This window comes from Pseudoxanthomonas daejeonensis (genome assembly GCF_022637495.1).
Classification (GTDB): domain Bacteria; phylum Pseudomonadota; class Gammaproteobacteria; order Xanthomonadales; family Xanthomonadaceae; genus Pseudoxanthomonas; species Pseudoxanthomonas daejeonensis.
Map to the genome: position 1 here is coordinate 1259178 of NZ_CP093331.1, position 25544 is coordinate 1284721.

Sequence of the window (25544 nt, forward strand, 5' to 3'; positions counted from 1 at the left end):
GATCCGATCCTCAGCGCCGCGGCGCGAACAGGTAATGGGCGACCAGCCACTGCTGGCCGCCCTCGTAGCCGAACAGCTCGGCGCAGGACATCCAGAACATCCGCCAGCGCTGGAACCAGAGCCGTCCCTGCGCATCGCCACCGTAGGCCTGCGCCAGGACCGGGAGCAGCCGTTCGCGCTGGCGATCCTGGTTGTCGAGCCAGGCTTCGGCGGTTCGCTGGTAGTGGACGCCGTCCACCAGCCAGCGCCGCTCCAGCACCAGGTCGCCCTGCAGGTGCAAGAGGGTATCGGCGGCGGGCATCAGGCCGCCGGTGAAGAAATGGCGCCCCATCCAGTTGCCTTCGCCGCCGGTGTCGAACGGATACGCTGCGAGCCGGTGGGCGAAGATATGCACGAACAGCCGTCCACGCGGGCGCAGCCACCCGGCGATGCGCGCCATCAGGGCTTCGTGGTTGCGCACGTGCTCGAACATCTCCACCGACACGCAACGGTCGAACGACCCGGCAGGCAGGTCGAGCACGTTGACGTCGCAGGTGAGTACACGGACGTTGGCCAGCCCCTGCTCGCGGCAGCGCTCCTCGATCCAGGCCCGCTGCGAGTGCGAGTTGGACACCGCGGTGATGCGTGCACCCGGGTAGCGTTGCGCCATCCACAGGGTCAGCGAGCCCCAGCCGCAGCCGAGCTCGAGGATGTCCATGCCGTCTTCCAGCCCGGCCCGCACGCCGTATAGGCCCAGCATCGCTTCTTCCGCCTCGGCCAGGGTCGCGCCGGGCCGTTCGAACAGGCACGCCGAGTACTTCAGTCGCGGACCCAGGCACCGCTGGAAGAATGTCGCCGGCACCTCGTAGTGCTGCGCGTTGGCTGCTTCCGTGTGCACGGCCAGCGGCATGCGCCGCAACGCTTCCACCAGGCGCTGGTGGCGTGCCTGCTGCATCGCAGCGCCGCCGCCCATGCATTCCTGCAGTCGCTGCGCGCAGAGGCGACGGATGCCGAAGCGGATCGCGGCATCGGGCAGCAGGCCACGCTCGGCCAGCCCGAGCAGGCCGGTTTCCGGCGCGTCCTGGCGCAGGACGCCAGGCGTGGGCAGTACGGTGCTCATGTGTGGGGACTCCTGCGATCGACGTCGCGTGGAAACCAGGGGAACAGCATCGGGGTGCGTTTCTGGTAGCGCCGGTAGTCATCGCCGCGGGTGCGCAGTGCCTGCGCCTCGGACCAGGGGATGCCGCTGAGGTAGCGCAGGAACAGGTACATCAGCACCGGACCGACCCAGCTCAGCACATGCAGCGGCGAGCCGACCGAAAGAAGCACGTAGGCGAACCAGTGCAGCCATTCGAAGAAATAGTTCGGATGCCGCGACCAGCGCCACAGCCCGCGGTCGCAGGTTCGGCCGCGATTGGACGGATCGGCGCGGAACCGCGCGAGCTGCCGATCGGCCACCGCTTCGCCCGCGACACTGGCCAGCCAAACGGCCACGCCCAGCACGGTCCAGGCCGTGACGCGGCCCACCGGATTGGCCGCGACCGCCGCGAACGGCAGCGCGAAGAGCACGACCACCACTGCCTGGCCCAGGAAGAACACAAGGAACGGCAGGCCACGATCGCGCCAGTGCTCGCGAAGGTGGCGGTAGCGGCCGTCTTCCGGCTCGCCGAACACGCGCACCGCAAGATGCGCGGCCAGGCGCAGGGCCCAGCCTCCGGCCAGCACCGCCAGCAGTACCCGCGGCAATGTCGCGCCGCTGCCGCCGGCCGCCAGCACGAGCGCCGCCAGTCCCATGCCGGCGGCCCACAGCACGTCGACGATGCCCGCGTTGCGACGCGCACGCTCCCATGCCCAGCCCGCCAGCATCAGTGCCACGACCATCGCGGCGATCACTCCCAGCAGCGCCGGCGTATCCATCAGCCAGCCTCCGCAGCGACCCAGCGATCGCCGTGCGCCGGACGCGCGCCGGGACGGGCCAGCAACAGGTGCGACACGCCGATCGAACGTTCGAGGAAGCCGCCCTCGCAATAGGCCAGGTAGAACTCCCACAGGCGCAGGAAGCGCTCCTCGTAGCCCAGCGCCTTCGCCTGCTCGCGCGCGCCCATGAAGCGCTCGCGCCAGGCCCGCAGCGTGCGCGCGTAGGACAGGCCGAAATCCTCCAGGTGCACCAGCTGCAGGTCGCTGGCCCGGGTCTTGGCGGCCAGCATCGCCTGCACCGAGGGAATGAAGCTGCCAGGGAACACATGGCGCTTGATGAAATCGACCGAGTGCAGCGCCTGCGCGTAGCGGTGGTCCTCGATGGTGATTGCCTGGACCAGGGCCAGGCCATCGCCGGACAGCAGCGAAGCCAGCTTGCCGAAGTACGTCTCCTGCCAGCGCGCACCGATCGCCTCGATCATCTCGATCGACACCAGCCTGTCGTACTGGCCTTCCAGGTCGCGGTAGTCGCGCAACAGCACCGTGACCCGCTCCTGCAGGCCGGCCTGCTGCACGCGCGCGGATGCCAGGTCGAACTGCTCCTGCGAGATCGTGGTGGTGGTGACGTGGCAGCCGTGCCTGCGCGCGGCGTGCAGGGCGAACCCGCCCCAGCCGGTGCCGATCTCCACCACCCGCTGCCCGGGCTGCAGGTCCAGCTTGCGGCAGATCGTCTCGAGCTTGCGGGTCGAAGCCTGCTCCAGGGTGTCGTCTTCGGCCCACAGCGCCGACGAGTACATCAGGTCCGGCGACAGGAACAGGCTGAAGAAATCGTTGCCCAGGTCGTAGTGCGCGGCGATGTTGCGGCGTGCGCCGTCGCGGGTGTTGTCTCGGGCCGCGTGCCAGGCGCGCAGGGCGGCGGCACCCAGGCGCGCAGGGCCGGTTTCCATCGCATCGAGCAGGTCGCGGTTGCGGACCAGCAGCCGCACGAGTCCGACCAGGTCGTCGCAGCGCCACAGTCCATCGGCATACGCGGCACCTGCACCTACGCTGCCGTTGAACGCCAGCGCGCGGAAGAAGCGCGGATCGTCCACCGACAACCGCACCGCAGCGGCGCTTGCCTGGTCGCCCAGCCGCGCGTGGCCCCACGCGTCGTCGATCTCCAGCGCGCCATGCCGCAGTCCCGCCAGTCGCCGCAACAGGCGCTCGCGCAGCCAGCCGTCCAGCGCCATGGGCCGCTCCGCAGCAGCGATGCGGGCTTGAAGGGACGTCTGGCTCATCGATGGGCTCCGCGATCGGTCGGGTCGGGCGCCGGCAGCCGCTCGACGGCATGCAGTCGCGGGTGGTCGTGGACGGGCGTGCGCTTGAGCCACAGGCGCAAGGCCTGCCAGTGGATCGCGCCCACCACCTGCGCGGTCATGAGCGGATAGCGCCACAGCATCCGCGCCAGCGCCGCGCCATCCAGCGCACGGCGGTGCAGGCGCAGGCTCGCGTCGAACTCCCGCGAGTCGCCCTCGCTGACCTGCATGTGCACGCGCAGGTCCTCGCCGGGCTCACTGAACTTCCAGTCGTAGCGACGCGCCATCGCCATGAACGGGGAGACATGGAAGGCCTTGTCGAAGCGCCAGCGCAACGAGGCTCCGCAGCGCTCGGCCGTCGCCACCGGCAACACATAGGCATGGCGTTCGCGCCAGGGCGTGTTGGTGATCTCGGCGACTACCGCCTCCAGCGCGCCGCCGGCGTCGGCGGCGGCATGGCAGTAATAGAAAGTGACCGGATTGAACACGTAACCGGCGTAGCGCGGGTGGCACAGCATGCGCACCGCGCCGGCCGGGCGCTTTCCACTCGCCCGCTCGACCTGGTCCAGCACCGCGTCGCGCAAGGGCCGCGTGGCGGGGGCCAGGTAATCGCTGCGTCGCCACTCGGCCAGGCTGCGGCCCCGTGCCGACCACAACCAGCGCCCGTCGAACACGTGGTCGACCTCGTCCAGGTCCAGGTACAGCTGGGCGATGCGGTAGCCGAAGGCGTGGGCGCGCGGCTGGTGGCGGCGGTGCGCCACGCGGCCTTCGAATACCGCGCTGTGGAGCACGCTCATGCGACTGCCCCGAGTTGCCGCGCAGGATGGGCCTCGATCGCGGCCGCCACGTCCTCGCCACTGCGCATGCCGTCCTCGTGGAATCCCCAGCCCCAATAGGCGCCGGCGAACCATGTGCGGCGCACGCCCTGGATCTCGTTGAGCCGCGCGCGCGCGGCGACAGATCCGGTCGTGTACACCGGATGCGAGTACCGCATGCGTCGCAGGATCTTCGCAGGGTCGATGGCTTCGTCGCGGTTGAGGGTGACCACGAACGGCTCGCGCGACTCCAGTCCCTGCAGCAGGTTCATGCAGTAGCTCACCGTACATGGCGACTGCGCTTCGGCGGGCACGAAGGCGTTCCAGGCTGCCCAGGCCTTTCGCTGGCGTGGCAGCAGGCGTGCATCGGTGTGCAGGACGACCTCGTTGTCCTGGTATTCGATGGCGCCCAGGATCGCGCGCTCGCGCGGGTGCAGGTCCTCGATCACGCGCATCGCCTGGTCGCTGTGGCAGGCCAGCACCACGTGGTCGAAGTCCTCCGGGCCGCCGGCATGATTGAGGCGCACCCTTCCCGGCTCGCGCATGAGCAGGTGGACCGGGCACGAGCGTCTTACCTGCACGCGACCGCGGAAGCGCTCCTGCAGGCGTTCGACATACGTGGCCGACCCGCCTTCCACCACGCGCCATGCCGGGCGCCCGGCGACCTGCAGCATCTGGTGGTTGGCCATGAAGGCGACCAGGTACTGCGCGGGGAATTCCATGATCCGCGACGGTGGCGCCGACCACAGCGCCGATCCCATCGGCACCAGGTGGTCGTCGCGGAACGCGGCGCCATAGCCGTGCTGCTCCAGATAGCCGCCCAGGGTCGGTCCCGGGCCCGGCTCGCGAAGCAAGTCCGGCGCCTGCCGGTAGAACCGCAGCAGGTCGGCGAGCATTCCCAGGAAGCGCGGCGAGGCCAGGTTGCGGCGCTGGCAGAACAGCGCATCGAGCGAGGTCGCGTTGTATTCCAGCCCGTCCTCGCGCTGCACCGAGAATCCCATCGTGGTCGGCCGGGTCGCCACGCTCAGCTCGTCGAAGAGCGCCGACAGCCGCGGGTAGTGCTCGGTGTTGTGGACGATGAAGCCGGTATCGACGCGATAGCTGCGGCCGTCCTGTTCGACGTCGTGCGTGTGGGTGTGGCCACCCAGGCGATCGTCAGCCTCGAACAGGACCACCTCGTGGCGACGCGAAAGCCGCCACGCCGCCGCCAGCCCGGCGATGCCCGAACCGACCACGGCGACCCTCACGGCCGCACCGCCTTGTCCATCACCCAGGCCGGCACCGGCCGCAGGTCCCATACCAGGCCCAGCGCCTGCATCACCCGCAGCCCGTACCAGGTCGGATCGAACTCGTACCAGCGAAAGCCCTGCCGCACCGATCCCGGATAGAAGTGGTGATTGTTGTGCCAGCCCTCGCCCAGGGTGAGCGCAGCCAGCCAGGCGTTGTTGCGGCTGTCGTCGCGGGTGGCGAAGCGGCGCCGGCCGAAGCGGTGGGCCAGCGAATTGATGGTCACGGTGGCGTGGAACAAGGCCACGGTCGACACGAAGAAGCCCCACACCAGCATCTGCGGACCATTCGTGCCCAGCTCCGGTGCGACCCGCTGCAGCAATGCACCCAGTCCGTAGAGCGCCACCGCCAGAAGCAACGGGACCACCGCGTCATGGCGGTCGAGCCAGCGCAGTTCCGGGTAGCGCACCAGGTCCTGGACGCGCCGCCGGTCGGTGGCGAACGCTTCTTCGGTCAGGAACCAGCCGACATGGCTCCAGAAGAATCCGCGCCGTGCGGGCGAATGCGGATCCCGTGCGGTATCGGCATGGCGATGGTGGTGGCGATGGTGCGCGGCCCACCACAGCGGGCCTCGCTGCGCGCTGGAAGCACCGATCGTCGCGAACAGTGCCTGCACCACGCGCGACGTCCGGAACGCGCGGTGCGAGAAATAGCGATGGTAGAACGCGGTGATCGCGAACATCCTGAGCAGGTAGAGCGAAGCGGCAACGACCACCGCGACCGGCGAAGCGCCGGTCCACAGCATGCCCAGGCAACCGGCGTGCAGTGCCAGGAACGGCGCCGCGCGCACCCAGTCGATCCGGTGGCCCACCAGGCCTTCGCCCTCGCCGCGCACGGTGCCACCGCCCAGCCAGCGACCCAGGCGCGGCCACGGGGACGCTCGCGCCGCGGAGGGCTGGATCGCGGTCGGAGGAACATCCTGCATGGTTGGCCTTGGACGCGGGATCGTTGGGAATCTCCCGGTATACGCAGCAGCGGGGCGAATGGATCCCTTCGCGTGGATGCCTGAACGCGTCAAGGGATGTGCAGCGTCCGTGATGAATCCGATGCATCGCGACGGGCGTAAAAGCCTGCGCTGCGCCATGCAGCCCGACGTTTCCCTTCTCCGAACTGCACGAGGCATCCCAATGAAGCGCCACCGCATCGCACTCGCTCTTTCGTTCGCCCTGCTCGCTCCTGTTGCCATGCCCGCGCTGGCCGGCAACGCCGCCACCCCGGCCTCGCCACGCGCCGACGTCGTCGACCTGGCCATCGGCTCAACCGACCACACCACCCTGGTGGCCGCGGTCAAGGCGGCTGGCCTTGTCGACACGCTCAAGGGCGCCGGACCGTTCACCGTGTTCGCCCCGACCAATGCGGCGTTCGACACACTGCCCGCCGGCACCGTGGACACGCTGCTCAAGCCCGCCAACGAGGCCAGGCTTGCCGCGGTCCTGACCTACCACGTAGTGGCCGGCAAGGTGGACGCCGCGACCCTGCTCGGCCAGATCAAGGCCGGTGGCGGCAAGGCCGCGCTCAAGACGGTACAGGGTGAATCGCTGGTCGCGCGCCTGGACGGCGACCGCGTGCAGCTGACCGATGCCAAGGGAAATACCTCGCACGTCACTACTGCCGACCTGCGCGGCAGCAACGGTGTCGTCCACGTCATCGACGGCGTGCTGATGCCCTGACCGCAGGCGGATGCCGGTGCGGGCGGCGGCTTTCGCAGTCCGCGCACGGCCCGTCGCTCGACCGCACAACCACCCAATCACCTATCCCTTCATGAGATCACTGCCATGAACAGACTGCTGCTCTCCGCTGCACTGTGCACGCTGGCCGGACCGGCGCTGGCCGGACCGGCCGAAGGTCGTTTTTCCATGTCCCTGCTGGGTGGCATCGACACGCCGGTCAGCGGCGACGTGCACACCGGCGCCATCTCGGACATTCCGGACCTGGGTCCGCTGAACCCGGCACTTGCCGGCGTCGGTGCCCAGCTTCGGATCGAGTCGCGCGGACACGATCGGGTCTATGGCGCGGCCAGTTCGTACGGCCTGGAGTTCGCGTACGGCTTCGACGACCGCTCGGAAATCTTCGGCCACCTGCGACAGGCCAACGCGGGCGCCGGCCGCGTCCGCGTAGGCGGCGCCTACGTACCTGCGCTCGCCACCGAGCTTTCGGTGTTCGGAACCTTCAGCCGCTATGAAGCGTACACGGCCGAAGTCGGCTATCGCCGCTACTTCGGCGAAAGCGGCTGGGCACGACCGTTCCTGGCCGGACGCATCGGCGGCACCGAGACCGATGCCATCCGGGCCACCTTCGAGATCCCCGATGCAAACATCGTCATCCCCGACGCGCCGTTCTTCGACAAGGACTGGGCGCTCAGCGCGGGGCTGGAGGCTGGCGTCATCATCCCGGTGGGCGGGCGTTTCAGCATGACCGTGAGCGGCGGCGTGCAGTACGTGGGCGACCTGTCCGGTGATGATTCGGCGATCGGCGGTCTGGGGCTGGCATCGATCAACGACACCGGCAGCCGGGTTTCCGTACCCGTGTCGATCAGCGGCCGCTGGGATTTCTGAGAAACCCCGGTGCAGGCTCCACTCGGAGCCTGCACCGGCACAGGTGCATCAGCGCGCTTGCGGATCCAGGCGGAACAGCCGGCCTTGCGCGCCCTTGTCGCCGTCTTCCAGCAGCCAGATCGTGCCATCAGGGCCCTGCTCGACTTCGCGGATGCGGGTACCCATGTCGAAACGTTCGGCCTCGCGCGCGCGCTCACCGTCGAAAGACACCCGCACCAGGCTCTGCGAGGACAGGCCGCCGATCAGGCCGCTGCCTTTCCAGCCCGGATAGCGGTCGCCGCTGTAGATGACGAAGCCGGCCGGCGAGATCACCGGCGTCCAGGTGATCACCGGTGCGCGGTATTGCGGCTGGGTGTCGTGGTCGGGAATCGGGCGGCCGTCGTAATGATCGCCGTTGGAGACGATCGGATAGCCGTAGTTGGCGCCCTTCTCGACCAGGTTAAGTTCGTCGCCGCCCTTGGGGCCCATCTCGTGCACCCACAGCCGGCCGTCGCCGTCGAAGGCGATGCCGAGCATGTTGCGATGGCCGAGCGACCAGACCTGCGCGGTGACATCGCCCTGGCCGGCGAAAGGATTGCCCTCGGGCAGGCTGCCATCGTCGCGCAGGCGCACGATCTTGCCGAGGTTGGAGGCCATGTCCTGCGCCGGATCGAACTTCTGCCGTTCGCTGGAGGTGATCCACAGCAGCCCGTCGCTGCCGAAGGCGATGCGATGGCCGTAATGGCCGTTGCCCGTGACCTTGGGCACCTGCCGCCAGATCACCTGCAGGTCTTCCAGTTCGTTGTCTTCGAGGTCGAGCCTGGCGCGCGCGACCGCAGCGCCGGAGGTATTGCCTTCACCGGCCTCGGCATAGCTGAGGTAGACCCAGCCGTTCTGCGCGAACTGCGGATGCAGCACCACGTCGCCGAAGCCGCCCTGGCCGGCATGCACCACGTCCGGCACGCGCTCGATGCGGGTGCGCTTGCCGCTGGTGACATCCTGCAACCACAGGCGACCGGCCTTCTCGGTGACCAGCAGGCGGCCGTCGGGCAGGAACGTCATCGCCCAAGGCTCGTCGAAGCGACCCGCCTCCACGGCATTGAAGGGCTTTGCGGCGGTGCCGGGCGATTGCGCGCCGGCGCTGCTGCAGGCTACGGCAAGCGCGGCGGCAAGCAGGAGGGTGGAATGGAAGCGCATGCGATACACCTCGCTGGAAGGGATCATCCGATCCTACCCGTGGCGCGTCACGTGGCCGTGACGCCGCTGCGAACGCCGTCGGTGCGGGCCGCTGTCAGCGCGTGCGCTTGAGCGCGGCGAATGCTTCCAGCGCCGCCTGCCTGCCCTCGGCAAGATCGACCTGCGGCATGCGCGGATAGCCCGGCGCGTGCCGCCGCAGGAGGTCCGGCTGCTCCCAGGGCGCGAACCGCGCGGGCAACGGCAACGCCGCCAGCTCCGGCACCCAGCGTGCGACGTACGCGCCGTCCGGATCGAACTTGCGCGCCTGGGTCACCGGATTGAACACGCGGAAGTAGGGGGCGGCATCGGCACCGGTGCCGGCGGTCCATTGCCAGCCCTGCGTATTGTTGGCGAGGTCCGCGTCGACCAGCGTGTCCCAGAACCAGCGCGCGCCGTGTTGCCAGTGCACGCGCAGGTGCTTGGTCAGCCAGCTGGCCACGATCATGCGCACGCGGTTGTGCATCCAGCCGGTGTGCCAGAGCTCGCGCATGCCCGCATCCACGATCGGTACGCCGGTACGGCCGTGGCGCCAGGCGTCGAGCCGGGCCTGCAGCGGCCGGGCCCAGCGGAAGTCCTCGAAGCGTGGGTCCAGGTCGCGCTCGGGCACGTGCGGGAAGTGGTGCATGACGTGGTGCGCGAATTCACGCCAGCCCAGTTCGGCGAGGAAGCGGTCGCGGTCGGCGGGCGCGACGCGGTCGCCGTCGCCTGCATCGATGATCGACGCGGCCACGCGCTGCACCGATATCTCGCCGAAGTGCAGGTGCGGGGACAGGCGCGAGGTGCCCGCCTCGGCGGCCATGTCGCGGGCCGCCGCGTAGCCGTCGAGCGATGCGCCGAGAAAGCGCGCCAGCGCCTCGCGCGCGCCCGCTTCGCCCGCATTGAAGCGTTTCCAGAAGCCCGTGTCCCACGCCGGAACCGGCGCCGGCAGCGCATGATCCATCGACACGCCATGCGGTGCCTCGATGGCATCGGGCGAAGGCAGTTGCGCCGGCGCATCCCAGGTTTTCGGCACCCGCCACTGCGCGCGCGCCGAACGCCAGAACGGGGTGAACACGCGATAGGGATCGCCCTGCTTGGTGGCCAGTTCCCAGGGCTCGAACAACAGCGAGCCGTTGAAGCTCTCCGCGTGCAGGCCTGTCTGCCGCAGGCTGCGCTTGATTCTTGCATCGCGCTGTTCGATCGCCGGCTCGTAGCGGCGCGTCCACAGCACCGCCTCTGCGCCGGTGAGCGCGGCCAGCGCCTGCAGCGTGCCCAGGCTCGGGCCATGCAGCACCAGCAGGCGCGAACCGCGCCGCTCGAGCTCGGCCGACAGTGCAGCCAGCGAACGGCGACGCCACGCATCGGACGCCGCACCCGGCGCCCATCCGCCTTCTTCGTCGGGTGCGTGGATGTAGACCGGGATCGGCAACCAGCCGCGCTCGAGCGCCGCGCGCAGGGCCGGCTGGTCGTCCAGGCGCAGGTCGTCGCGGAACCAGACCAGGGCCGCTCCCATGCGCGCTCCTAGCCGGTGCCGCGGTTCTTGCCCCGCCAGGGGCGATACCACGCGCGGATCGCGGCCATGTCGGCGGCCAGGTCGCCGGTGGTGTGGAACAGCGGACCGAGGCCGATGACCTTGTCCGGATAGTGGAAATAGGCCATCAGGATCGGCACCTCGGCGCCGTGGGCGATCTTGAGGAAGCCGGACTTCCACTGCTCGACCGGCTTGCGCGTGCCTTCTGGCGCGAGCGCGAACCACAGCCTGGGCGACTCCCGGATCAGGTCGACGCTCTGTCCGACCACGCCTTGGGGCTTGCTGCGGTCCAGCGGGATCACGCCCAGCCGGCGCAACACCAGCGACAACGGCCACCAGAACAGCGAATCCTTGCCGAGGATGCGCGCATCGAAACCCATCGCCATCTTCGCCGCCAGGCCCAGGATGCCGTCCCAGTTGGAGGAATGCGGCGCGGCGATCAGGACCAGCTTCGGAATGTCCGGGAGGGTTCCCACGACGCGCCAGCCGGCGAGCCTGAGGATGCTGCGGCCAAGCCAGCGCGAGAAGCGGCGTGCAGGCGGCACCTGCGGCATGTTCGGCGGAAGCGCAGGCAACAGTGGCTCGTGGACGGCCATGGGTCAGTCCCAGCTGCTGGTGCCGCGGCCGCGCTTGATCTCGCTGCGCTCGCGCTTGCCCTGCAGTCGACGCTGCTTCGACGCGCGGGTCGGCTTGGTCTCGATCCGCCGCTTGGGCACCGACAGGCCGGCAACGACGAAAGCGGCGAGCCGCTCGCGTGCGTCCTGGCGATTGCGGTCCTGGGTGCGGAAGCGCTGCGCGTCGATCACCAGCACGCCGGCGTCGGTCACGCGGCGGTCGCGCCGGGCCAGCAGCCGCGCACGCAGGGGCTCGGGCAGCGAGGGCGAGCCGGCGATGTCGAAGCGCAATTCGACCGCCGTGGACACCTTGTTGACGTTCTGCCCGCCGGCGCCGCTGGCACGTACGAAACGCTCGACGATCTCCGCATCGGGGATCGCCAGGGTGGGGCTGATGACCAGGTCGTCGGCGGGCATGGGCCGGAATTCTAAGCGAACAGCCGAGGCGCCGGGCGTGAGGGGTGCGCAGGTTTTCCTGCCCGCGCGATAGGATCTCCAGCACCCCGCCAACCGGAGCCCGACCCATGCTGATTGTCCGCGGCCTCGCCGTATTTCTGGCGCTTTCCGCCCTGGCCCTGCCGGCCGCGGCCGCAGCGCCGGACGACGCACGCCTGCAGCGCCTGTTCGAGCTGACCAATGTCGAACAGGACTACGCCCGCGTCCTGGGCCAGATGGAGGCCATGCAGCGTGACCTGATCCAGGGCGCCCTGCCCGCCGATACCGCGCCCGAGCGGCGTGCGCAGCTGCAGCGGTTCTTCGAGGAACAGCAGGCGGAGATGCGCCAGATCCTGGCATGGGAAAAGATGCTTCCGTTTTACCTGGAGGTCTATCGCCAGACCTACGACGTACAGGACATCGAGGCGATGATCGCCTTCTACGAAACGGCTGCCGGGCAACGCATGATCGAACGCCAGCCGGCACTGCTGCAGAACCTGATGAGCGCGATCGTCCGGGTCATGGAGCCCGAGATGGCCGGGCTCCGCGAACGGACCGAAAGCCGGGTGGAAAAGATGCATGCATCCGGCGAGCCGGCCCGTTGATGTTCACGAAAGTTCCGGCACGCGCCAGCCGAAAAGATCCATTGCCCTGACGAATTCACCCTGCGGCGGCGCTTGGACGTTCAAGATTTCGCCGCTGCGCGGGTGCGGGAATCCCAGTCGCCATGCATGCAGCAGCATCCGGTGCACGCCACGCATGCGGAACTCGCGGTTGTGGCGGCCGTCGCCGTGGCTGGTGTCGCCGACCAGGTGGTGCGAGGCGTGCTTGAGGTGGCGGCGGATCTGGCGGAAGCGGCCGGTCAGCAGCTCGCATTCCAGCAGCGCATAGCGCGAACTGTCGAAGCCACCCGACGGCACGGGCAGTTCGCCGGTGGCCAGGCGGCGGAACCGGGTGACCGCCGGCTTCTTCTGCGGCTTGCCCGGGCCGCCATCGAGTGCATGGTCGATCGTGAACGCCTCGTCCGGCCAACCGCGGCACACCGCGAGATAGCGCTTGTCGAGCTGCTGCGCCATCACCGCCTTGCCCAGCGCCGAGGCGCTGTCGCGGTCGAACGCCAGCAACAGGCAACCACTGGTCGCGCGATCCAGCCGGTGCACCAGGTGGATCGACCGCCCGAACTGCGCGCGCAGGCGATCGGCGGCGAAGTCGGTCTCGTCGGCGGCCAGTGCGCTGTCGTGCACCATCAGCCCGGCCGGCTTGTCGACCACCGCCAGCCATTCGTCTTCGTACACCACCGGCAACTGCATCGATTCCTACCCTTTTGCGTGCGTAAACCCTACCGGGTTGCGAAACCTGCGGCGCAGCGGCCCGGGATGACATCTGCGACACTCGCCGGGCCGGCAACCCGCCCGGCCCTCTTCGTTGGAGACCACGGATGATCCCCGGCAAGTCCATTCTCGCATTCGCCCTCGTCGTAGCCCTTGCGCTGCCCGGCCCCGTGCCGGCCGCCGCGGCGCAGGCACCCGCACTGCCCAAGGGCATCGTCGCCGGGCCGAGCATCGAAGGCATCAGCGAGTTCACCCTGGCCAACGGCCTGCGCGTGCTGCTGTTCCCCGACCCGACCAAGCCGACCGTCACCGTCAACCTCACCTATGGCGTGGGATCGGTGCACGAGAACTACGGCCAGACCGGCATGGCCCACCTGCTCGAGCACCTGCTGTTCAAGGGCACGCCGAGCCATGACGATATCAGCGGCGAGATGAAGCGCCGCGGCATCGCCTTCAACGCCACCACTTCGCTGGACCGCACCAATTACTTCGCCTCGTTCCCGGCCAACGCACAGACCCTGGATTGGGTGCTGGGCATGGAGGCCGACCGCATGCTCGCCTCGCGCGTGGCACGGAGCGACCTGGACAGCGAAATGACCGTGGTCCGCAACGAGCTGGAAGCCGGCGAAAACAATCCGATCGGCGTGCTGATGCAGCGCCTGCGCTCGACCGCCTACCTCTGGCACAACTACGGCCACTCCACCATCGGCGCGCGCTCGGACGTGGAGGGCCTGCAGATCGAGCAGCTGCAGGCGTTCTACCGGACCTGGTACCGGCCTGACAACGCCACCCTGGTGATCGCCGGGCGCATCGATCCGGACCAGACCCTGGCCAAGGTGCAGGCCGCATTCGGCCCGCTGAAGAACCCGAAGACGCCGCTGCCGCACGCGCCCACGCTCGAACCGGCGCAGGATGGCGAGCGCGAGGTCACCGTGCGCCGGGTCGGCGACCTCAACCTCGTCGCCGCCGCGTACCACATCCCTGCCCGCACCCACGCCGACAACGCGGCCCTGGCCGTGCTGGCCAACGTGCTCGGCCACACCCCGGGCGGCCGCATGCACCGGGCGCTGGTCGAGACGCGCATTGCCGCTGCCTCCGGCGCCAGCGCCGAAGGGCTTGCCAATGCGGGCATGTTCACCGCCGTCGCGGTGCAGCCGCGCAGCGGCGATGCACGGAAGATGGAAGAAGTAATGCTCGCCCAGGTCGAGCAGGTGGCCAAACTGCCGGTGACCGCCGAGGAAGTGACGCAGGCGCAGCAGCGCATCGCCAATTCCTACGACCTGTACTTCACCGACGTCAACGCGGTCGGCATGGGCCTGTCGGAGTTCGTCTCCGCCGGCGACTGGCGCCTGCTGTTCACCAGCCGCGACGCGGTGGCCAAGGTCACCGCGGAAGACGTCAACCGTGTCGCCGCCCAGTACCTGCGTTCGGGCAACCGCACCCTGGGTCGCTTCGTGCCGACCGACGCGCCCGACCGCGTCGACGTGCCGGCCGCACCGGCCGCCGCCAGCGTGGTCGCGGGGTACACCGGGCGCGCGGCGGTCGACGCAGGCGAGCATTTCGAGCCGACGCCGGCCAACATCGAGGCGCGCACCGAGCGTTTCATTCTCGGCGACAGCCTGAAGGTCGCGCTGCTGCCCAAGCGCACCCGCGGCGGCACGGTCGTAGTGAGCGGCAACTTCCGCTTCGGCGACGTCGCTTCCCTGACCGGGCGCGATACGGCCGCCGACTTCACCGGCGCGATGCTGATGCGCGGGGCCAAGCAGTTGAGCCGCGTGCAGATCGACCAGAAGCTTGAAGCGCTGCAGACCAAGGGTGGTGTCGGCGGCAGTCTCCAGGGCGGCAGCCTGTCCTTGCTCAGCCGGCGGGCGCAGCTGCCCGAAGCGCTTGCGCTGATGGCCACGCTGTTGCGCGAGCCGACCTTCCCGCAGGACGAATTCGAACAGCTCAAGTTGCAGGCGATCACCGGCCTGGAGGCTTCGCGCAGGGAACCGGGCAGCATCGCCGGCCAGGCGCTTGCCCTGCACTTCGACCCGTGGCCCGCCGGCCACCCCCTCCATACCGAGACGCTGGACGAATCCCTGGCCCGGCTGCGCTCGCTGACGCGCGAGGACCTGGTCGCTTTCCACCGCGACTTCTACGGCACCGCGCAAGGCGAGATCGCCATCGTCGGCGACTTCGACGCCGAAGCGGTGAAGAAGCAGCTGGAGACGCTGTTCGCCGGCTGGAAGACCGCTCACGCCTACGCGCCCATCAGCACGAGCTACACCGCCGTGGCCGCGGTCGACGAGCGCCTGCCCGCGCCGGACAAGCCCAATGCGGTGTTCATGGCCCGCCACAACGTGGCCCTGCGCGTGACCGATGCCGACTATCCTGCCCTGATCGTGGCCAACCGCATCTTCGGCGGTGGCGCGCTGAAATCGCGCCTGGGCGACCGCATCCGGCAGAAGGAAGGCCTGAGCTACGGAGTGTCCAGCACGATCGGCGCCGACGACAGCCTCGCCGGCAAGGACGACGCCGGCAGCTTCTCGATCCAGGCCATCGCCGCCCCGCAGAACATGGACAAGGTCGAAGCGGCGGTGCGCGAGGAGCTGCAGAAGCTGATCGCCAGCGGCATCACCTCCGAGGAGCTGCGTGATGCGGTATCCGGCCTGTTGACCGAGCGCGAGCAGGGTCGTGCCAACGACGGCCAGGTCGTCGGCATGCTGCAGGACCAGCTGTATTTCGGCCGCACCATGCAGTTCACCGCGGACCTGGACGAGAAGTACCGCGCGCTGACGCTGGACCAGGTCAATGCCGCGATCCGCAAACACCTGGATCCGGCGAAGCTGAGCGTGTTCGCTGCCGGCGACTTCGCCGCGGCGGCGAAAGCCGCATCGACCGACGCGGGTGCCGGTCCCGCAGGCCGGTAAGGCAATCCACGATAGCGCTGGTGGACGGGCGGCCCGCGAGGGTCGCCCGTTTCTTTTGCGCAACATCGCGCGATGCAAGGCGAGGCGCGCTGGCGGTCACCGGCTTGTGTCGTTGCATTCCTGCCCGCGGATCCGCTCTTCTGCGGCACGGGCCCGGGGCATGGCTGCGTCACCTGTGTCGATGACGCCGCACGTCGACGCATGCGCCACCGACCCGGGCAGTAATGGCATGGCGGCAACATCGCCGCCGCTCCCTACCGCCGCGGCAATGCCGCCAGGATCGCCCACAGGCCGCCGAGGCCGGCGATCCATGCCGAGGCCGGGATACCCAGCACGCTCGGGCCACCGGCTTCCAGCGCGTACAGCACGGCCGCCACCAGCAAAAGGCCGCTGCCGAGGATCGCGGCCACCGAGCGGCGCTGCATCGTCTGCAGGGTGCGCGCCAGTTCGGCCAGGTCCTGCGAGCGGATGCCCATCTCGTGCCGGCCCTCGACCTGCTGCTCCAGCCAGGCATGCAGCAGTCGCGGCATCTCCGGTGCGCGGGTCATCAACTCCGGCACGCGCTTGCCGAATTCACGCAGCAGCCGGCGCGGGCTGTAGCGTTCGCGCAGGATCTTCTCCAGCACCGGTTGCGCCACCGCCCAGATATCCAGTGCCGGATCCAGCAGGCGGCCGACGCCCTCGATGTTCAGCAGGGTCTTCTGCAGGAGGATCAGCTGCGGTTGCAGGGTCAGCTCGTAGCGCTGCGCGGTGCGGAACAGCTTGGCCAGCACCTCGGCCAGCGGAACTTCGCTGAGCGGCCGGGTGAAGTACGGCTCGCACACCCCGCGCACGGCCGCCTCCAGTTCGTCGATGCGCACGGTCGCCGGCATCCAGCCGGCCTCCACGTGCAACTCGGCGATGCGGCGGTAGTCCTTGCGGAAGATCGCCATGAAGTTCTCGGCCAGGTAGTACTGGTCCTGCGCCGACAGCTGGCCGACGATGCCGAAATCCAGGGCGATGAAACGCGGATCGTGCCGCCGCGCCGGATCATCGTCGACCCAGATGTTGCCGGCATGCGCATCGGCGTGGAAGAAGTTGTCCCGGAACACCTGCGTGTAGAACACGCGCACGCCCTTGGCCGCGAGCACCTTGCGGTCGATGCCGGCCGCCTCCAGCGCGACCACGTCATCCGAAGGGATGCCGCTGACCCGCTCCATGGTCAACACGCGCGAGGCGGTGTGCGTCCACACCACCTCCGGCACGTACAGGTCCGGCGAATCGGCCCACAGCCGCCGCATCACGCTGGCATTGGCACCTTCGCGCTGCAGGTCCAGCTCCGCGGCCAGGGTCGTCTCCACTTCGGCGACCACCGCCTGCGGACGTATCTTGTCGGCGTTGGGATGGGTGCGGTCCACCAGCGCGGCCAGCGACCTGAGCAGGGCGATGTCCGAAGCGATCTGCTTCTCGATGCGTGGACGCAGCACCTTGACCACGACCTCGCGCCCGCCGTGCAGGCGCGCGGCATGCACCTGCGCGATCGACGCGGACGCCAGCGGCACGGTGTCGAACGCGGCGAATGCGCTGGCGATCGGCTGGCCCAGCGCCTGCTCGACGATGACGCGCGCGGTGTCGCCGTCGAAAGGCGCCACCTGGTCCTGCAGCAGGGTCAGCTCTTCGGCGATGTCATGCGGCACCAGGTCGCGGCGGGTCGACAGGATCTGGCCGAACTTGACGAAGATCGGCCCCAGCTCCTGCAGGGCCAGGCGCAGGCGGGCGCCGCGCGGAAGTCCGGCGACGTGGGCCGACGCGCGCGGCACGAACGGCTTGCCCAGCCGCAGCCAGCGTTCGACCGGAGTGTCGTCGAGCAGTTCGTCCAGGCGGTAGCGCAGGACCACGCGACCGATGCGCCAGGCGCGCGATGCGGCCCTCACTGGGCCGCCTCCGCACGCGGCAGGCGCGCCACGCGCGCGGCAATGCGCTCGACGTCGTCGCGCAAGGCATCGACGTCATCGTTGAATGCGGCCAGCTCGGCGCGCGCGACCACGTCGCGGGATTCCTCGGTGACGTACTCCGCCCCCGACCGGGCCAGGCCGGTAGCGGCCACCCGGGCGCCACGCAGCGCGGCGGCGGCGGCGTTGGCGACCTGCACGCCGATCACCTCGCCGAAGGCGGCGACGAAGGGCTGCTGCCAGTCCGGCTCGAATCCGGCGGCCAGGCGCTGCAGGCGTTGGGCCAGGTCCGCATCGCCGGAGACATGCAGGCGGCCGTTGCCCCGCGCGCCCGCCAGGAACGGCAGCTGCCCGAGCAGTCCGCCGATCGTGCCACGCACGGCGAGGTCGGCCTCGCGCAACGGCGGACCGACCTGCAGGTAGCCACCGTGTACGCCGATCTCCAGCGCCAGCGGCGGCGATTCCAGCGCCAGCGAGATGCGCCGCCCGTCCATGGACGCGAGCGCGGTGCGGGTATCGGGATCCAGCGCCACTGCGCGATTCAGCGCTGTTTCCAGGGCGCGTCCGGCCAGTGGCTTGAAGGCATCGAAGGGCGTGGGCATGGCCGCATTCTACCGGCCGCCACCAGGCCAGGGCGCAACGACCTCGGTGCATGGCGGCGTGGCGACGGAAAAAGGAACGGGCGAGGCTTGCGCCTCGCCCGCTCCATGGCCTCCATGCCTGCCGCACGCCGGTTGCACACGGCCCGGGCGGCGAGCTCCCTCCTTGCGGTGCGTGGCGCTAGACCTTGCGGCCGCGCAGCAGCGAGATCGCGCCCAGGATCAGGAACACGACGAACAGGATCCAGGCGATGTTGGTCGCGGCACCGGCGATTCCGCTGAAACCCAGGATCGCGGCGATGACGGCGATGACGAAGAAGACGACGGCGTAATGAAGCATCGGGGTATCCCTCGGTGAGCGCCACTCCAGGCGGTTGCCGGGGATGCTGCGCGGTCGCCGGTGGTGATCAGGTGATGGCGCCGGCTTCCTGCCATGCAGCCTTCAGCCTTGTGAGTCCCTCGTCAAAGGACACCCGTGGCACGTAACCGAAGTCGCGCTGCGCCGGCTCCATGCTGTACCAGTGCGGGGTACTGAGCTGCTCGGCGAGGAAGCGCGTCATCGGCGGCTCGCCGCGCAGGCGCAGCAGCGGCCACAACCGTTCGCACACCGCACCGATGCGGTACGCGGCCTTGAACGACAGGTGCTTGTCCACGGGCGGAGCGCCCGCGGCGGCGAGCAATGCATTGAGCAGCTCGCGCATCGGCTTGGGTTCGCCGTTGGAGATGAAATAGGCCTTGCCGGCGCATGCGGCGCCGGGTGCGAGGTGCTCGAACGCGTCGAAGTGCGCCTGCGCGGCGTTGTCGATGTAGGTGGTGTCGACCAGGTTGTCGCCACTGCCGACGATGCGCAGCCGGCCTGCGCGCGAGCGCTCGACCAGGCGCGGCAGGATCTGCGCGTCGCCCGGTCCCCAGATCAGGCGCGGGCGCAGTGCGACGACGGCCAGCTGCGCGCTGTTGGCGGCCAGGACTTCCTGCTCGGCGATCGTCTTGGTCGCTGCGTAGGGCGCCTGGAAGTCCTCGCCGTAGGGCACTTCGTCGGCGCCGAGTCCTTCCACCGGATGGGTGGCGCGATGGGTCACGCTGGGCGTGGAGGTGTAGACCAGCCTGCCGACCCGGTGCTCGCGGCAGGCCGCCAGCACGTTGCGGGTGCCCACGACATTGGCCTGGAAATAGCTGTCGTAGCTGCCCCATGCGCCGGCCTTGGCCGCGTTGTGGAAAACCGCGTCGATGCCGGCGGCAGCGTGCATCACCGCGTGCCCGTCGGCGAGGTCGCCGCGGATCTGGCCGACGCCGAGCGCGGCCAGCGCCGGCGAGTGGCTGCGCTGGAAGCTGACCACCTCGTGCCCGCGCTGGCGCAGGCCGCGGCACAGCGCCTGGCCCAGGAATCCGCCACCGCCGGTGACCAGGATCTTCATGCATTCGCTCCGAGGCGGGCGGTGGCCCAGGCGGCCAGCTTCTCGCGGCCGATCTTGGCATTGTGGCGGATGTCGACCGGGAACCCCGGGTGCTGCAGGAAACGCTCGACGCGTGCGGCATGGGCGTGCCGCGCGCCGCGCGCGCGAAGTTCCGCTTCGATCCGCGCGAACTCGCCCGCATGCACGCCCGCCGCCAGCTCCACGCACAGCACCACGCGCTGCGTGCCGCGCGCGCCGACGCCGACCAGCGCGGTGCGGCGCACCTGCGGGTGCACGTTGAACACCGGCTCGACCTGTTCGGTATGGAGCGGCCCACCGCTCGCTTCCACGCGCTGGGTCTTGCGGCCGCAGAACCAGAGCCGGCCCTCGTCGTCGAAATAGCCGACGTCGCCCATGCGATGCACGACCCGTTCGCCGCCGGATTCACGCACTTCGCGGATCTTGGCCGCGGCCGTGGCCGCGTCGCGGTTGAAGTAGCTGTCGGTGGCGGTAGGACCGGCCACGGTGATCTCGCCGACCTCACCCGGCGCCAGCTCGCGCACGCCGGACCAGTCTGCGATCGGTGCATCGTCGATGGCGATGATCCTGACTTCGTTCGGCGGCACCGGGCGGCCGACGCAGGTGCCGGCTCCGGCTTCGGTCGCCGCGCGCGTGTCCTGCAGCTCGCGCCCTTCGATCACCGCCACCGGCAGGCATTCGGTGGCGCCGTACGGCGTCCAGAACTGCGCGTCGTCGGGCAGCAGGGTGCGGATCTTCTCGACCACTTCCGGCGGCACCGGTGCACCGGCGGAGGTCACCCGGCGCAGGCTGGGCAGTGGACGGCCATGCTCGGCCAGCACCCGCATCAGCGCCGGCGAGCCGAACAGCTGGGTCACCCCGAAGCGGCGGATCGCGTCGTGCAACCGCTCCGGATTGGCCCGCGCCGGCCGGGTCGGGTCCATGTCGGGGATCACCGAGGTCAGGCCCAGCGCCGGATCGAACAGCGCGAACGGCGGGAACGTCGGCAGGTCCACGCCGCCGGGCTCGATGCCGAATGCGGTGCGCATCATCTCGATCTGGGCGACGAAGTGGCGATGGCGGTAAACCACCCCCTTGGGCACGCCGGTCGATCCGCTGGTGAACAGGATCGCGGCGACATCGTCCGGCGCGGTGTCGGCCAGTTGCGGCCCGGCGGCGGAGCCCTGGCGTTCGACCTGGGCCAGCGTCGCGCCGCCCCAGCCCCAGCGCCGGCCCACGGTGACCAGCACCTGTGCCGACTTCGCCCAGCCCAGCACGCGACGCGCGACGTGGGCCAGCGGGATGCCGATGAAGGCCTGCGCCTGCGCCTCGTCCAGGCATTGCCGCAGCGCGCGCCGGGCGATGCCCGGATCGACCAGCACCGGCACCGCGCCGGCCTTGAACAGGGCGAACATCAGCAGGAAGAACTCCGGCGACGGCCGCACCATGACCACCGTGCGCATGCCGCGGACGATCCCGTGCCGGGCCAGGCCGGCGGCGATCGCGTCGCTGCGCACATCCAGCGCGCGGTAATCCAGGACGACGTCATAGGCGGCCAGGCCCGCGCCCGCGCCACGCCGGCCGGGGCAGCGGATCGCGGGCTGGTCGGGACGTTCGGCGGCCAGTCGCGGCAGCGCCGCGGCGATGTTGCAGGGTTGCGTCATCGGCCGATTATCGCCGATCCCCCCGTACGCTCGCCTTGGCCGAAGCTGAAGCGCCGCCGCTTGCGCCGGCCCGCGGTTCCGGCAGAATGCCGCGCCCCCCTCGCATCGCGGCTCCCGATGGCGCATCCCTGCCTGACCTGTGGTGCCTGCTGCGCCTACTTCCGCGTCAGCTTCCACTGGAGCGAGGCCGACGCCGCCCATGGCGGACAGGTGCCGCTGGAGTTGACCGACACCCTGCGCACCCATGAGCGCGTCATGCGCGGCACCTCGCAGGCGCAGCCGCGCTGCATTGCCCTGGACGCCGACATCGGCCGCTACAGCCGCTGCACGATCCACGACCGCCGGCCGTCGGCGTGCGCCGCGGTGCCGGCTTCGCTGGAGTTCGGCGCGCGCAGCGCGCAATGCGACAAGTCGCGACTGGCGCATGGGCTGCACGCGTTGACCGAAGCGGACTGGATCGGCGTCGGCGAAGCCGAACGCAATCCGCCGCCGGACGCGTAAGCCCATCACGGTGCATCGAAGTCGTGCCGCGCTCCTGTAGGAGCGGGCATGACCGCGACACGGGCATCGGAATCACGAGAGCGTCGCCTGCGCCAATGGCGTCGGGTCGCGGTCATGCCCGCTCCTGCAAGAGCACGGCTCAGTCGCTGTTCGGCGGATTCGCGTCGAGGAAACGCCGGATCGCCGGCACCAGCACTTCATGCCTGTCTTCGAGCACGTAATGCCCGGCATCCTCGAATGCATGCACTTCGGCCTGCGGCAGGTCGGCGCGGAAGCGTTCGAGGAAGTGGTGGTCGAACACGAAGTCCTTCAGGCCCCAGCCGATGAAGGCGGGGCGGTCGGCGAACGCGGGCAGCGCCTTGCCGGCCGCCTCGAGCAGCGGCCAGGCCTCGTCCTTGGGCGACAGCGGGATGTCCTGCATGAAGCGGATGGTGGCGATGCGGTTCTTCCACGAGTCGTACGGCGCCACGTAGGCACGACGCACGTCGGCGGGCATCTTCCGCTCCACGCCCAGCCAGGACGCCCCGGCTGAGAACGCGTTGAACATGCGGACCACCAGCTCGCCGACGAAGTAGTCGCGGCCCAGCGCGATCTGCCACGGCATCGCCTTGTCGGCCGGCATCGGGAACGCAGCGGTGTTGAGGATCACCAGCCGCTTCACCTGCGCGGCGTGCTTCAGCGCCCAGCCGAAGCCGATCATCCCGCCCCAGTCGTGCACGGCCAGGGTCACCGGCGTGCCATCGTCGACGCCGGCATGGCGCAGCAGCGCCTCCAGGTCGTCCACCCGCGACTGCAGGGTGTAGTCGTAGCGCGGCGAGGACGCCAGGTAGTCGTCCGGCTTGTCCGACAGGCCCATGCCGACGTGGTCGGGGACGATCACCCGGTATTGCTTGCCGCCAGCCGGGTCCGTCAACCCGGCCACGAGCGTGCGCCAGTAGTAGCTCCACGACGGATTGCCGTGCAGCGCGACCACCACTTCGCCGTCGCGCGGGCCCTCGTCCAGGTAGGACATGGCGATGCCGGGACGGACTTCGAAGCGCTTCGGGTCGCGGGGATAACCGGGAAACTGGGGCACGGGCAGCGGGTTCGCGCGGAAACCCCGCATTGTAGGCCAGTGCGACCCGGCGCCAGCCGGCGGTGCAGGCGACGGCGACAGCCCTCGTGCCTCGCAGGGACTACCATGCATGCCCCTCCCACCATCCCGCCCGCCATGGCCAAGCCCCCGCTCCAGCTCGACGACACGCAGATCGAACGGCTCTCCGCGCTGCTCGAACAACGCGCCGTGCCGTTCCGCGGCTTCAACCTGGAAGCGCTGGACGGGTTTCTTTCGGCGCTGGTAGTGGCGCCCTCGCCGGTGCCGCCGGAGGAGTGGCAGCCGGTGGTATGGGGCGGCAAGGCGCCCGGCTGGGGCAGCCCGGAGGAGGCGCAGGAAGTCCAGGACCTGCTGGCCGGCCACTGGAACATGTGCGCCGCCCGCGCGCGCCACGGGGAGCAGGACCTGCCGGACCACCTGATGCCGCTGATGTGGCTGCCGGAGGATCCGGAAGACGGCGATGAGGCCCTGGGCGAGGATGAACTCGACGTCGGCCGGGAATGGGCGCTGGGCTTCTTCGAAGGCGTGGCCTTGCGGGAGGCCGAATGGGATCAGTGGCTGGAAGCGAACGACTGGATCGACGAGCTCTTCGACCTGCTCGAGCGCCTGGCCTCAGGCGAAGTCGCCGACGCAGACGATCCGGAGAAGGCCCCGGCGCCACTGGGCTATCGCGAGCGGCTGGAGATCGTGATGGACCTGCCGGCCATGCTGGCCGATCTCAACCACCACCACATCGCCGCGCTGACCCCGCGTACGCCGATCCGCCGCGAGGCGGGCCCGGGCCGCAACGATCCCTGCCCGTGCGGCAGCGGGAAGAAGCACAAGAAGTGCTGCGGGGCGGACTGAACAGCGACCCTGGCTGAGACGGGCCCGGGCAACTACCGGGATCCGGCGACGACGCGCCCAACGGGCCAGACATGAAAAGGGCCGGACAAGCCGGCCCTTCGTTCCACTCAGGTGTGCGCGGGGCGCCTCACCATTCGACCTCGGCCATCGAGCAGTTCAGGCCGGAGCCGATCCCGAGCAGGGCGATGCGGTCGCCCTTCTTCAGCCGGCCCAGCTCCTTGAGCTTGCTCAGCACGATCGGCACCGAGGCCGGGCCGATGTTGCCGTGCTCGCCGAAAATGGTCATGACCTTCTTCGGGTCGATGCCGATCGACTTCACGAACGCGGCGGTGTGCGGGCGGCTGACCTGGTGGATCACGAACTGGTCCAGCTCGTCCACCGCCCAGCCCAACGCCAGCTTGGCCGCGATGAAGGTCTTCTGCGCCAGCTTGATGCCCTCGATCAGCAGCATGCGGGTGTCGGTGACCATGCGGTCCAGGTTGCCGCGGCACAGCTGGTTGAATTCGGTGGCCGAGCGGGTCACGCCGCCCTTGTAGCGCGGCGCGTCCGGGACCAGCTCGCGGCGGGCCATGACCATCGCCGCGGCGCCGCAGCCCAGGGTCAGGGCGGCCATCTCATCGCGGAACTGCTGCTCGGTCACGTCCGGGGAAGCCATCCGCTCGAGGGTCTTCTCATAGACCAGGTTGGCGGTCTCGCCGTCCACCACCAGCGCGTAGTCGATCTCGCCGCGCTCGAGCATGCGGGCGGCGATATCCATGCCGTTGATGAAGGCCAGGCAGGCGTTGGCGACGTCGAAGGTCATGCAGTGGTCGGACACGCCCAGGTTGCCGGACACGATCGACGCGGTGGACGGCTCCAGGTAGTCGCGGCTGACGGAGGTGTTGACCAGCAGGCCGATCTTGTCCACGCCGATGCCGGCGTCGAGCAGCGCCTTGCGCGCGGCCAGGGTGGCCACGTCGGAGGCCTGCTGGTCGTCGTCCCACATGCGGCGGGCATGGATGCCGGCGATGTCGCCGAGCACGTCGGTGCGGATGCCCAGGCGGTCCAGGGTCGGCTTCAACCGTTCGTTGATTGCCTGCGAGGTCAGCGTGTGCGGCGCATCGATGTGCGCCAGACCCGCGATGGAGACATTCTTGAAAAGCATGGCAGGCCGCGCCGGAAGGGCGAAAGGGGCATCGATTCTAGCGGCTGGCCGCCTTCACCGCACCTTTACGTATCGACCGTCCCCGGCCGGCATTCAGCGGGCGCAGCGCCAGGCGGCGAAACGCTGGGTGCCGTCGGCCGGCTCGCCCAGCGGCTGCAGGGTGTCGGCCGGCAGGCCCAGGGCCTCGTTGCGGGCCAGGGTTTCCAGCTCGTCGCGCACCTTGACGGTGTTGCGCTCGTAGAAGGCCACGCTGTTCTTCACCGAGACCTCGATCTCGCCCTGCTTGGTACACCCGGCAGGTGCGGCCCCGGCCGGGACCACCCGGACCTGCTTGGCCTCGGGCTTGAGCGATACCCAGGTACAGGCCGCCAGCGGCAGGACCAGGAGCAGGACGGACAGGGGACGGAGCATGGCGGGGTTCCAGTTGGGGGCGAAGCCGGCCCAAAGAGTGCCGGAGAGCCCGGCATGGAAGATGAACGGCGCGCGAGC

General features: G+C 69.7%; 25 protein-coding genes. 6 read left to right on the forward strand and 19 right to left on the reverse strand.

The features are described 5' to 3' along the window. Positions 1 to 10: 10 nt before the first annotated feature. Genes MNQ95_RS05745 through MNQ95_RS05770 form a run of 6 tightly spaced genes read right to left on the reverse strand, consistent with a single transcriptional unit; the run spans position 11 to position 6218 of the window. On the reverse strand, positions 11 to 1099 hold the full coding sequence (locus MNQ95_RS05745) for an SAM-dependent methyltransferase (protein WP_162408062.1): 1089 nt from the start codon (positions 1097 to 1099) through the stop codon (positions 11 to 13). Then, a complete protein-coding gene (locus MNQ95_RS05750; protein WP_425501283.1) occupies positions 1096 to 1896 on the reverse strand; it encodes a DUF1295 domain-containing protein in 801 nt (266 codons plus the stop codon). Before MNQ95_RS05750 ends, MNQ95_RS05745 begins: the two co-directional genes overlap by 4 nt. Next, entirely contained in the window at positions 1896 to 3173 is a 1278-nt protein-coding gene (locus MNQ95_RS05755; protein ID WP_241954069.1) for an SAM-dependent methyltransferase, read from the reverse strand. Before MNQ95_RS05755 ends, MNQ95_RS05750 begins: the two co-directional genes overlap by 1 nt. Next, positions 3170 to 3988, reverse strand: coding sequence for a DUF1365 domain-containing protein (locus MNQ95_RS05760; RefSeq protein WP_425605711.1), 819 nt, complete (start codon positions 3986 to 3988; stop codon positions 3170 to 3172). The genes MNQ95_RS05755 and MNQ95_RS05760 overlap by 4 nt, the downstream gene beginning before the upstream one ends. Then, on the reverse strand, positions 3985 to 5304 hold the full coding sequence (locus MNQ95_RS05765; RefSeq protein WP_425605712.1) for an NAD(P)/FAD-dependent oxidoreductase: 1320 nt from the start codon (positions 5302 to 5304) through the stop codon (positions 3985 to 3987). The genes MNQ95_RS05760 and MNQ95_RS05765 overlap by 4 nt, the downstream gene beginning before the upstream one ends. Continuing rightward, the gene (locus MNQ95_RS05770) at positions 5250 to 6218 is read right to left on the reverse strand and encodes an acyl-CoA desaturase (protein ID WP_241954071.1); all 969 of its coding nucleotides are present in this window, start codon (positions 6216 to 6218) and stop codon (positions 5250 to 5252) included. The genes MNQ95_RS05765 and MNQ95_RS05770 overlap by 55 nt, the downstream gene beginning before the upstream one ends. Before the next feature lie 259 nt (positions 6219 to 6477). On the opposite strand from MNQ95_RS05770, the gene MNQ95_RS05775 reads away from it, so the two are divergent. Continuing rightward, on the forward strand, positions 6478 to 6963 hold the full coding sequence (locus MNQ95_RS05775) for a fasciclin domain-containing protein (protein WP_425605735.1): 486 nt from the start codon (positions 6478 to 6480) through the stop codon (positions 6961 to 6963). Between the two features lie 105 nt (positions 6964 to 7068). Next, entirely contained in the window at positions 7069 to 7848 is a 780-nt protein-coding gene (locus tag MNQ95_RS05780) for a hypothetical protein (protein WP_241954073.1), read from the forward strand. Between the two features lie 48 nt (positions 7849 to 7896). Here the strand turns inward: MNQ95_RS05780 and MNQ95_RS05785 are convergent, their stop codons facing one another. From MNQ95_RS05785 to arfB, 4 genes are all read right to left on the reverse strand, one after another. After that, entirely contained in the window at positions 7897 to 9024 is a 1128-nt protein-coding gene (locus MNQ95_RS05785) for a PQQ-dependent sugar dehydrogenase (protein WP_241954074.1), read from the reverse strand. 94 nt (positions 9025 to 9118) lie between these two features. Further along, complete coding sequence (locus MNQ95_RS05790) at positions 9119 to 10555, reverse strand: cryptochrome/photolyase family protein (RefSeq protein WP_241954075.1); 1437 nt, start codon at positions 10553 to 10555, stop codon at positions 9119 to 9121. An 8-nt stretch (positions 10556 to 10563) separates the two neighbouring features. Continuing rightward, entirely contained in the window at positions 10564 to 11169 is a 606-nt protein-coding gene (locus tag MNQ95_RS05795) for a lysophospholipid acyltransferase family protein (protein WP_162408069.1), read from the reverse strand. 3 nt (positions 11170 to 11172) lie between these two features. Next, a complete protein-coding gene (gene arfB, locus MNQ95_RS05800; RefSeq protein WP_162408070.1) occupies positions 11173 to 11604 on the reverse strand; it encodes an alternative ribosome rescue aminoacyl-tRNA hydrolase ArfB in 432 nt (143 codons plus the stop codon). A 107-nt stretch (positions 11605 to 11711) separates the two neighbouring features. Here arfB and MNQ95_RS05805 point away from each other — a divergent pair, with 107 nt between their 5' ends. Then, on the forward strand, positions 11712 to 12227 hold the full coding sequence (locus tag MNQ95_RS05805; RefSeq protein ID WP_241954076.1) for a DUF2059 domain-containing protein: 516 nt from the start codon (positions 11712 to 11714) through the stop codon (positions 12225 to 12227). Positions 12228 to 12230: 3 nt separating this feature from the next. Here MNQ95_RS05805 and MNQ95_RS05810 read toward each other — a convergent pair whose 3' ends face one another. Then, positions 12231 to 12932: a pseudouridine synthase gene (locus MNQ95_RS05810; protein ID WP_162408072.1), complete on the reverse strand. Its 702-nt coding sequence runs from the start codon at positions 12930 to 12932 to the stop codon at positions 12231 to 12233. Between the two features lie 128 nt (positions 12933 to 13060). Between MNQ95_RS05810 and MNQ95_RS05815 the strand changes: the two genes are divergently transcribed. Then, the gene (locus MNQ95_RS05815; protein ID WP_241954077.1) at positions 13061 to 15865 is read left to right on the forward strand and encodes a M16 family metallopeptidase; all 2805 of its coding nucleotides are present in this window, start codon (positions 13061 to 13063) and stop codon (positions 15863 to 15865) included. 254 nt (positions 15866 to 16119) lie between these two features. On the opposite strand, the gene ubiB is transcribed toward MNQ95_RS05815, so the two are convergent. The 5 genes from ubiB to oleC all read right to left on the reverse strand — a co-directional run bounded on the left by ubiB (position 16120) and on the right by oleC (position 21471). Then, positions 16120 to 17778 carry a ubiquinone biosynthesis regulatory protein kinase UbiB gene (ubiB, locus tag MNQ95_RS05820; RefSeq protein WP_241954078.1) on the reverse strand — a complete coding sequence of 553 codons (1659 nt, stop codon included), beginning with the start codon at positions 17776 to 17778 and terminating at the stop codon, positions 16120 to 16122. Further along, positions 17775 to 18398: a ubiquinone biosynthesis accessory factor UbiJ gene (locus tag MNQ95_RS05825; RefSeq protein WP_241954079.1), complete on the reverse strand. Its 624-nt coding sequence runs from the start codon at positions 18396 to 18398 to the stop codon at positions 17775 to 17777. The genes ubiB and MNQ95_RS05825 overlap by 4 nt, the downstream gene beginning before the upstream one ends. Before the next feature lie 178 nt (positions 18399 to 18576). Further along, a complete protein-coding gene (locus MNQ95_RS05830; protein WP_162408076.1) occupies positions 18577 to 18735 on the reverse strand; it encodes a DUF1328 domain-containing protein in 159 nt (52 codons plus the stop codon). Between the two features lie 67 nt (positions 18736 to 18802). Continuing rightward, entirely contained in the window at positions 18803 to 19810 is a 1008-nt protein-coding gene (gene oleD / locus MNQ95_RS05835; protein WP_241954080.1) for a 2-alkyl-3-oxoalkanoate reductase, read from the reverse strand. After that, positions 19807 to 21471 carry an olefin beta-lactone synthetase gene (gene oleC / locus MNQ95_RS05840; protein WP_241954081.1) on the reverse strand — a complete coding sequence of 555 codons (1665 nt, stop codon included), beginning with the start codon at positions 21469 to 21471 and terminating at the stop codon, positions 19807 to 19809. The genes oleD and oleC overlap by 4 nt, the downstream gene beginning before the upstream one ends. A gap of 117 nt (positions 21472 to 21588) precedes the next feature. Between oleC and MNQ95_RS05845 the strand changes: the two genes are divergently transcribed. Next, positions 21589 to 21972, forward strand: coding sequence for a YkgJ family cysteine cluster protein (locus tag MNQ95_RS05845; RefSeq protein WP_241954082.1), 384 nt, complete (start codon positions 21589 to 21591; stop codon positions 21970 to 21972). 139 nt (positions 21973 to 22111) lie between these two features. Here MNQ95_RS05845 and MNQ95_RS05850 read toward each other — a convergent pair whose 3' ends face one another. Beyond that, a complete protein-coding gene (locus MNQ95_RS05850; RefSeq protein WP_241954083.1) occupies positions 22112 to 23047 on the reverse strand; it encodes an alpha/beta fold hydrolase in 936 nt (311 codons plus the stop codon). A 135-nt stretch (positions 23048 to 23182) separates the two neighbouring features. Here MNQ95_RS05850 and MNQ95_RS05855 point away from each other — a divergent pair, with 135 nt between their 5' ends. Further along, positions 23183 to 23911, forward strand: a complete 729-nt coding sequence (locus MNQ95_RS05855) for a UPF0149 family protein (RefSeq protein WP_162408081.1) — start codon at positions 23183 to 23185, stop codon at positions 23909 to 23911. A 127-nt stretch (positions 23912 to 24038) separates the two neighbouring features. Here MNQ95_RS05855 and MNQ95_RS05860 read toward each other — a convergent pair whose 3' ends face one another. Beyond that, entirely contained in the window at positions 24039 to 25055 is a 1017-nt protein-coding gene (locus MNQ95_RS05860; protein ID WP_162408082.1) for a 3-oxoacyl-ACP synthase III, read from the reverse strand. Between the two features lie 93 nt (positions 25056 to 25148). Beyond that, positions 25149 to 25466, reverse strand: a complete 318-nt coding sequence (locus MNQ95_RS05865) for a DUF4156 domain-containing protein (protein ID WP_162408083.1) — start codon at positions 25464 to 25466, stop codon at positions 25149 to 25151. Between the last annotated feature and the right edge of the window lie 78 nt (positions 25467 to 25544).

Bases quoted from the DNA above. Each gene is read 5' to 3' on its own strand.
- MNQ95_RS05780 (WP_241954073.1), top strand. From the start codon at position 7,069: ATGAACAGACTGCTGCTCTCCGCTGCACTGTGCACGCTGGCCGGACCG.
- MNQ95_RS05825 (WP_241954079.1), bottom strand. From the start codon at position 18,398: ATGCCCACGCCCTTCGATGCCTTCAAGCCACTGGCCGGACGCGCCCTG.
- MNQ95_RS05755 (WP_241954069.1), bottom strand. From the start codon at position 3,173: ATGAGCCAGACGTCCCTTCAAGCCCGCATCGCTGCTGCGGAGCGGCCC.
- MNQ95_RS05810 (WP_162408072.1), bottom strand. From the start codon at position 12,932: ATGCAGTTGCCGGTGGTGTACGAAGACGAATGGCTGGCGGTGGTCGAC.
- MNQ95_RS05815 (WP_241954077.1), top strand. From the start codon at position 13,061: ATGATCCCCGGCAAGTCCATTCTCGCATTCGCCCTCGTCGTAGCCCTT.
- MNQ95_RS05795 (WP_162408069.1), bottom strand. From the start codon at position 11,169: ATGGCCGTCCACGAGCCACTGTTGCCTGCGCTTCCGCCGAACATGCCG.
- MNQ95_RS05845 (WP_241954082.1), top strand. From the start codon at position 21,589: ATGGCGCATCCCTGCCTGACCTGTGGTGCCTGCTGCGCCTACTTCCGC.
- MNQ95_RS05770 (WP_241954071.1), bottom strand. From the start codon at position 6,218: ATGCAGGATGTTCCTCCGACCGCGATCCAGCCCTCCGCGGCGCGAGCG.
- MNQ95_RS05750 (WP_425501283.1), bottom strand. From the start codon at position 1,896: ATGGATACGCCGGCGCTGCTGGGAGTGATCGCCGCGATGGTCGTGGCA.
- MNQ95_RS05790 (WP_241954075.1), bottom strand. From the start codon at position 10,555: ATGGGAGCGGCCCTGGTCTGGTTCCGCGACGACCTGCGCCTGGACGAC.
- MNQ95_RS05830 (WP_162408076.1), bottom strand. From the start codon at position 18,735: ATGCTTCATTACGCCGTCGTCTTCTTCGTCATCGCCGTCATCGCCGCG.
- MNQ95_RS05860 (WP_162408082.1), bottom strand. From the start codon at position 25,055: ATGCTTTTCAAGAATGTCTCCATCGCGGGTCTGGCGCACATCGATGCG.
- arfB (WP_162408070.1), bottom strand. From the start codon at position 11,604: ATGCCCGCCGACGACCTGGTCATCAGCCCCACCCTGGCGATCCCCGAT.
- MNQ95_RS05805 (WP_241954076.1), top strand. From the start codon at position 11,712: ATGCTGATTGTCCGCGGCCTCGCCGTATTTCTGGCGCTTTCCGCCCTG.
- MNQ95_RS05775 (WP_425605735.1), top strand. From the start codon at position 6,478: ATGCCCGCGCTGGCCGGCAACGCCGCCACCCCGGCCTCGCCACGCGCC.
- MNQ95_RS05745 (WP_162408062.1), bottom strand. From the start codon at position 1,099: ATGAGCACCGTACTGCCCACGCCTGGCGTCCTGCGCCAGGACGCGCCG.
- MNQ95_RS05855 (WP_162408081.1), top strand. From the start codon at position 23,183: ATGGCCAAGCCCCCGCTCCAGCTCGACGACACGCAGATCGAACGGCTC.
- MNQ95_RS05865 (WP_162408083.1), bottom strand. From the start codon at position 25,466: ATGCTCCGTCCCCTGTCCGTCCTGCTCCTGGTCCTGCCGCTGGCGGCC.
- MNQ95_RS05765 (WP_425605712.1), bottom strand. From the start codon at position 5,304: ATGGGACCTGCGGCCGGTGCCGGCCTGGGTGATGGACAAGGCGGTGCG.
- oleC (WP_241954081.1), bottom strand. From the start codon at position 21,471: ATGACGCAACCCTGCAACATCGCCGCGGCGCTGCCGCGACTGGCCGCC.
- MNQ95_RS05760 (WP_425605711.1), bottom strand. From the start codon at position 3,988: ATGAGCGTGCTCCACAGCGCGGTATTCGAAGGCCGCGTGGCGCACCGC.
- oleD (WP_241954080.1), bottom strand. From the start codon at position 19,810: ATGAAGATCCTGGTCACCGGCGGTGGCGGATTCCTGGGCCAGGCGCTG.
- MNQ95_RS05785 (WP_241954074.1), bottom strand. From the start codon at position 9,024: ATGCGCTTCCATTCCACCCTCCTGCTTGCCGCCGCGCTTGCCGTAGCC.